Source organism: Hymenobacter elongatus (assembly GCF_004745955.1).
Taxonomy (GTDB): Bacteria; Bacteroidota; Bacteroidia; order Cytophagales; family Hymenobacteraceae; genus Hymenobacter; species Hymenobacter elongatus.
In genome coordinates this window covers 1-7049 of record NZ_SRLD01000075.1, presented here as the reverse complement: position 1 = coordinate 7049, position 7049 = coordinate 1, and the positions used below count along the sequence as shown (strand labels likewise).

General features: G+C 55.8%; 5 protein-coding genes and 2 pseudogenes. All 7 read left to right on the top strand.

Annotation, left to right across the window (positions count from 1 at the left end; all coding sequences use genetic code 11):
- The first annotated feature begins 482 nt into the window (after window positions 1–482).
- The 7 genes and pseudogenes from E5J99_RS20455 to E5J99_RS20430 all read left to right on the top strand — a co-directional run bounded on the left by E5J99_RS20455 (window position 483) and on the right by E5J99_RS20430 (window position 6938).
- A complete protein-coding gene (locus tag E5J99_RS20455) occupies window positions 483–3953 on the top strand; it encodes a methylmalonyl-CoA mutase family protein (protein WP_135499666.1) in 3471 nt (1156 codons plus the stop codon).
- A gap of 229 nt (window positions 3954–4182) precedes the next feature.
- Window positions 4183–4713, top strand: a complete 531-nt coding sequence (locus E5J99_RS20450; RefSeq protein WP_135499665.1) for a hypothetical protein — start codon at window positions 4183–4185, stop codon at window positions 4711–4713.
- Between the two features lie 64 nt (window positions 4714–4777).
- A pseudogene (locus E5J99_RS22350) lies at window positions 4778–4951 on the top strand (methylmalonyl-CoA mutase family protein); the annotation flags it as partial.
- A 54-nt stretch (window positions 4952–5005) separates the two neighbouring features.
- Window positions 5006–5611 carry a hypothetical protein gene (locus E5J99_RS20440; RefSeq protein ID WP_135499664.1) on the top strand — a complete coding sequence of 202 codons (606 nt, stop codon included), beginning with the start codon at window positions 5006–5008 and terminating at the stop codon, window positions 5609–5611.
- Between the two features lie 13 nt (window positions 5612–5624).
- The gene (locus E5J99_RS21510) at window positions 5625–5792 is read left to right on the top strand and encodes a hypothetical protein (protein ID WP_167852268.1); all 168 of its coding nucleotides are present in this window, start codon (window positions 5625–5627) and stop codon (window positions 5790–5792) included.
- 3 nt (window positions 5793–5795) lie between these two features.
- Window positions 5796–5960: pseudogene (locus E5J99_RS22345) on the top strand (methylmalonyl-CoA mutase family protein); the annotation flags it as partial.
- Window positions 5961–6020: 60 nt separating this feature from the next.
- Window positions 6021–6938 carry a hypothetical protein gene (locus E5J99_RS20430; protein ID WP_135499663.1) on the top strand — a complete coding sequence of 306 codons (918 nt, stop codon included), beginning with the start codon at window positions 6021–6023 and terminating at the stop codon, window positions 6936–6938.
- The last annotated feature ends 111 nt before the right edge of the window (window positions 6939–7049 follow it).

Sequence of the window (7049 nt, the reverse complement as noted above, 5' to 3'; positions counted from 1 at the left end):
GCGCCCCCATCAAGGTCTGAAGGGCCAAACCCCCGCGCAAATCTTCGCCCAAAACCCTACCTTCAACACCTCGTCCATTTGCTTAACAAACCCCGCCTAAACTGTCCAGTTTTTGGGGAGTAGTACATTCCTCTAGGTCTGACTCGCCCCCACTAAGCAAACAATGAGCACAATGAGCAATATCATAATCATAACGTTAACACCAGTATCCTCCAAATAATCAGCTTAAGCGCGCTTCGTTCTCCGCAGCAGCCCCCGAAAGAACAACCATCGAACCGTCCCGCCTACCCCAACCAACAGGAGTCTACCCACCAATTCCACAAAGAATTCAGGTATAAGCTCCCCCATTATTTCAGTAGTTTAACAAACTCCGGCCAAGGTATAATACTTCGCATAAACACCCAGCACAAAGCCCCCGCTCCCACCGCCGGGGCTTTTTTCGTACCTTCGCTACCCCAAATTCCACCCTACTTCCCCGCGCTATGTCAGTAGCTCCCGCAGCTCCCTATAAGCCGAAAAACCACATCCGCATCGTCACCGCCGCCGCCCTGTTTGACGGGCACGACGCGGCCATCAACATTATGCGCCGCATTATTCAGAGCAGCGGGGCCGAAGTCATCCACCTGGGCCACAACCGCTCGGTGCAGGAAATCGTGGACTGCGCCATCCAGGAAGATGCCCAGGCCATTGCCATTACCTCCTACCAAGGTGGCCACAATGAGTACTTCAAGTACATGTTCGACCTGCTCAAGGAGCGCGGCGCGGGCCACGTACGCCTGTTCGGCGGCGGCGGCGGCGTGATTCTGCCCACCGAAATTGCCGACCTCGAACAGTACGGCATCGAGCGCATCTACTCCCCCGACAACGGCCGCGCCATGGGCCTGCAGGGCATGATCAACGACCTATTGGAGCGCTGCGACTTCCCCACCGGCCAGAACCTGAACGGCGAAGTCAACCACGTCAAGGAGAAAGACGCCCGCAGCATCGGCCGCCTGATTTCGGCCGCCGAAAACTTCCCCGAGGAATTCGCTAGGGTAAAATCCCAGCTGGTCGCCGACTTCCAAAACACCGACAGCAGCCAGAACGACCTAAGCACCAAGCACGAGGCCCCAGGCACTAAACCAACCCCCATCCTCGGCATCACCGGCACCGGCGGCGCGGGCAAGTCCTCGCTCGTCGATGAGCTGGTGCGGCGCTTTTTGATGGACTTCCCCGAGAAGACCATTGCTATTATCTCCGTCGACCCCAGCAAGCGCAAGACCGGCGGGGCGCTCCTCGGCGACCGGATCCGGATGAACTCCATCAACTCGCCGCGGGTGTACATGCGCAGCCTGGCCACCCGCCAGAGCAACCTGGCCCTGAGCAAGTACGTGCAGGACGCCGTGGACGTGGTGCGGGCCGCCGAGTTCGACCTGATCATCCTCGAAACCTCCGGCATCGGGCAGTCCGACACCGAAATCATCGAGCACTCCGACGCCAGCCTTTACGTGATGACGCCCGAGTACGGCGCGGCCACCCAGCTGGAGAAAATCGACATGCTCGACTTCGCCGATGTCATTGCCCTCAATAAGTTCGACAAGCGCGGCGCCCTCGACGCGCTGCGCGACGTGCGCAAGCAGTACCAGCGCAACCACGGCCACTGGGACCAGCCGCTCGACGATATGCCGGTGTTCGGCACCATCGCCTCGCAGTTCAACGACCCGGGCATGAACCGCCTCTACCGCGCTATACTGCGGATGGTGGAGGAGAAAACCGGGGCTCAGTTCGCCTCCAAGCTCGAAACCAGCGTGGCGGATTCGGAGAAGATCTACATCATTCCGCCGCACCGCACCCGCTACCTTTCCGAAATCGCCGAAACCAACCGCCAATATGACCAGTGGGTTCTCAAACAAGCTGACGCCGCTCAGCAGCTCTACGGCATCCGACAAGCCATCGGAGCCGTCCAAAGTCTCGGAAACGCCGCTGGCGGACCTGGCACCGGGGGCGGCGGCAGTGGACCCGAACCCGGAAGCCTCGTGGCCGGCCTGGAGAGCACCTTCGAGGAGGTCAAACTCCGGCTGGACGGGCAGAACTGGAAACTCCTGGAAACCTGGTCGGCTAAAGTAGCCGCCTACAAAGCCCCGGAGTTCGTCTTCAAGGTGCGCGACAAGGAAATCCGCATCCAGACCCACACCACCAGCCTGAGCAACCAGCAGATTCCCAAAGTGAGCCTGCCGCGCTACACGGCCTGGGGTGATTTGCTGCGCTGGCAGCTCCAGGAAAACGTGCCCGGCGAGTTTCCCTACACCGCCGGCGTGTTTCCGTTTAAGCGCGAGGGCGAAGACCCGACCCGCATGTTTGCCGGCGAAGGCGGCCCCGAGCGGACAAACAGGCGCTTCCACTACGTGAGCATGGGCCTGCCCGCCAAGCGCCTGAGCACCGCCTTCGACTCGGTGACGCTCTACGGCGAGGACCCCGACGTGCGGCCCGACATCTACGGCAAAATCGGCAACGCCGGCGTCAGCATCGCCTGCCTCGACGACGCCAAGAAGCTCTACTCGGGCTTCAACCTGGCCAACCCCAGCACCTCGGTCAGCATGACCATCAACGGCCCCGCCGCCACGCTGGCCGCCTTCTTCATGAACGCCGCCATCGACCAGCAGTGCGAGCTCTATATTAAGGAGCACGGCCTGGAAGACGAGGTGAACCGGAAAATCGATGCCCTCTACCAGGGCCAGACCCGTCCCCGCTACCAGGGCGAGCTGCCCGCCGGCAACGACGGCCTGGGTTTGCTGCTGCTCGGCGTCACCGGCGACCAGGTGCTGCCCGCCGACGTGTACGGACCCATCAAAACCCGCACCCTGAGCCAGGTGCGCGGCACCGTGCAGGCCGACATCCTCAAGGAAGACCAGGCCCAGAACACCTGCATCTTCAGCACCGAATTTGCCCTGCGCCTCATGGGCGACGTGCAGGAGTACTTTATTAAAGAGAAGGTGCGGAATTTCTATTCCGTCTCAATCTCCGGCTACCATATAGCTGAAGCAGGAGCCAACCCGCTCACCCAGCTGGCCCTGACGCTTTCCAACGGCTTCACCTTCGTGGAGTACTACGTGAGCCGGGGCATGAGCGTGAACGACTTCGCGCCCAACCTCTCGTTCTTCTTCTCCAACGGCATCGACCCCGAGTACGCCGTCATCGGCCGGGTGGCGCGCCGCATCTGGGCCAAGGCCATGAAGCTCAAGTACGGCGCCGACGCCCGCTCGCAGATGCTCAAGTACCACATCCAGACCAGCGGCCGGAGCCTGCACGCCCAGGAAATCGACTTCAACGACATCCGCACCACCCTGCAGGCCCTCTACGCCATCTACGACAACTGCAACTCCCTGCACACCAACGCCTACGATGAGGCCATTACCACGCCCACCGAGGAATCGGTGCGCCGAGCCATGGCCATCCAGCTCATCATCAACCGCGAGCTGGGCCTGGCCAAAAACGAAAACCCGCTCCAGGGCTCCTTCATCATCGAGGAGCTGACCGACCTGGTGGAAGAGGCGGTGCTGCTGGAGTTTGACCGCATCACCGAGCGCGGCGGCGTGCTGGGCGCCATGGAAACCATGTACCAGCGCGGCAAGATTCAGGAGGAAAGTATGCACTACGAGATGCTCAAGCACACGGGCGAGTATCCCATCATCGGCGTGAACACCTTCCTCTCCTCCAAAGGGTCGCCCACGGTGGTACCCGCCGAGGTCATCCGCGCCACCGACGAGGAAAAGCAGTACCAGATTGAAATGCTCAACCTGCTGCACGCCCGCAACGCCGACCAGGCCCCGGCCCGCCTCAAGCAGCTCCAGCAAGTCGCCATTGCCAACGGCAACCTCTTCGCCGAGCTGATGGAAACGGTGAAGTTCTGCTCCCTGGGCCAGATTACGAATGCGTTGTTCGAGGTTGGCGGGCAGTATAGAAGGAACATGTAAGGCCGTTTGCAAGAACCGACTATCTTTCCAAAGCGTTAAGAGCTACATCCGTATGCTCTTAACGCGCTAATTTTCGCTGCCTCATGAATAGCAAAGTCCAAAAAGACATCGAACAGTTCGAGGCCCTGCGGCAAAGGCTGGCCCATAGCAAGCAAGCCTCCCATGACTTTCTGGTTAAGGCCGGTATTATCACTGCCAAAGGCAATCTTAAAGCCCAATACAAGCATCTGTGTATACCGCAAGAACCGGCCTGACGCTTGGGTTTCACGGTACGGATGCCAGCATCGTGCAACAGGTTCTGACAGGGCAAGCCGAATTGGAGCCGCGTAACAATCCGTACGATTGGTTGGGCAACGGCATCTATTTCTGGGACAACAGCCCCAGCCGCGCCTTGCAATGGGCGACGGAATTGAGCCAACGTCCCGGCAGTCATATCCAGCAGCCCGCCGTTATCGGGGTCATCCTGGATTTAGGCAATTGTCTGGACCTGCTGGATTACGACAACCTGGAATATCTCAAATCGGCCTATCGGTTGCTGCAAACATCGTTGGAAGTAGCAGGCACCAGGATACCCCGCAACCGAGGAAGAACCGCAGACTTACTCCTCCGTGAGCTGGACTGCGCCGTTATCCAAATGCTCCACGCCTCTTTTGAGGCGGAAAACCGACCTGCTTTTGATTCGGTGCGCGGCGTGTTCTGGGAAGGTGAACCCATCTATGAAACAGCTGGCTTTCGCGAAAAGAACCACATTCAAATCTGAATCCGTAACCTCGACTGCATCAAAGGCTACTTCCTGCCACTATCCCGCATCTGATCATAACCTGCTGCCCGCCCGCAACGCCGACCAGGCCCCGGCCCGCCTCAAGCAGCTCCAGCAAGTCGCCATTACCAACGGCAACCTCTTCGCCGAGCTGATGGAAACGGTGAAGTTCTGCTCGCTCGGGCAAATTACGAATGCATTGTTTGAGGTGGGCGGGCAGTATCGGCGGAATATGTAGGACCGCAGATTGAACGGATTTTAACGGATTGAACGGATACTTTTCAACTGCATCATGGCTTACAGCGATTTTTCCGTTTTCGATTTGCGGCAGCAGTTCGACGTCCAGTTTCGCGCCGACACGCTCTTTCCTCAGCTTACACCGATTGAATCCACTGCGTGGCTCCGGGAAGCCTTGCGGAAAGGGCAGAATTTGGGTTTTAATAGTGAGAAGTCCCGCTCCGAACGGCTGGTAACGCCGGTACTGATGGAGCTGAGCGACCGGAACCACCGCTCCTTTTCGATTTATTCGGGCATGAACCTGGACGTAGATATCGGCGCGGGACTGCGGGGCGAATGTGACTTTATCTTTTCTTTCAGCCGTATTCAGGACTTCATCGCGGCTCCGGTTTTCTGCATTACTGAGGCCAAGAAGCAGGATCTGGAACTTGGCACCATTCAGTGCGCGGCGCAGCTTATCGCGGCCCGCCGACTGAACGAGCAGGAAAAGAATCCCATTCACACCCTTTATGGCTGCTCCACCACGGGCATCGAATGGCGCTTTCTGAAGTACGAAGGCAATGAGTTCATTCTGGATGAGCAACGCTATTATTTAGCTCAGCTACCTGCTTTGTTGGGTGCTCTACAAGCGGTGGTAGATGCCTCTAAGGCGCAGGGATAATTTCTGAACAAGTATGAAAACGACTAAACCAACCAAAGCCTTCGACGCCGTGGACATGATGCGCGCCATCCGGGCCAACATCACCCGCGAAACCGGGCACATGAGCTTCCAGGAACTGCAGCACTACATGAAGCAGAAGCTCCAAGCCTCCGGCCTGCACCCCACTCCGCAAACCATATAAACCCGCCACGCCGACCAGGCCCCGGCCCGCCTCCAGCAGCTCCAGCAAGTCGCCATTGCCAACGGCAACCTGTTTGCCGAGCTGATGGAAACGGTGAAGTACTGCTCCCTGAGGCAGATTACGAACGCGCTGTTTGAGGTTGGGGGGCAGTATCGGCGGAATATGTAGTAAGCAAAAAAGAGGTTGATTAATCAGCCTCTTTTTTTTAACCATTCACTAAGACACATCATGCTCTTCAAAGACATCCTAGACGCAAAAGGCTCTACACTTTCAGATGAGATAGAACGATTATTTCATCTTGCCCTTCGCAATCAAAATCATAGTGGAAATCTTCTATTAGTTTTAGCAAATGGTTTTTATCAAAAGGACATAGGTGGATTTATCACCTCTGATGGCAAAAGACTATCTCCTTATGTTATAGGCCCTGGCGCAGAAGGCCACTCGGCGCAAACACATTATAAATTCATCAACCAGTACAGAACAACATATATTCATCCATTAGATCATAAGGAATACGTAAAATTATTTGATTACAACCCGGGCAAGAGAGAAGAAATCGAAAAGCTTCTTGAAAAAGAAGAAACGACTATACAATTAGAGATGTTGATATATCTGAAAATATGGGAAGCTGACCTAACAATTAAGAAACTATATCAATTCACTCAAATACTGCACAAAGAAGATTACAACTGGCATTTCAAAGTATCTGAAAGCAGCAGAGACACTGACAGTATTGGAACTAGGCAAGAGGTTATTAGAACTCTCATTCGAGAAAAAATAAAATCCATTTCTCCAATCTTGTACGACGCCATAAAGGCAGCGTACAAGACACAAATAAGAAACTCTATTGCACACTCTAATTACTCTTTTCAAGGCAGAAATATTCACCTCAATAATTATGTCGAAAGTGATAAAGCATCACAGCTTCATAATGTAGAATTTGACGAGTGGATCGACATATTCCACACAACTCTACTTATACATAATTTAATAATTGGCCTAGACAACCGAATCAGAAGCCATTACGCTGAACTCGCAAGCAAGGGGCAAACTTTAGAAGTCAAGATAATCGAACCATCAGTTCGAAAATTTTCCAGAGTGGTTGAGTACCGAGAAGACTGGCAAGACTTTATAGCAGATTCGTGAACGGTGTATCTTACGGCGAGGTTTGGTCGTAAGTCCCAGGATGCAAGCTTATTCACTGGATTTACGCACGCGCGTGGCTGCGGCGTGTCAGCACCCCGGGGCGCGGCAGGC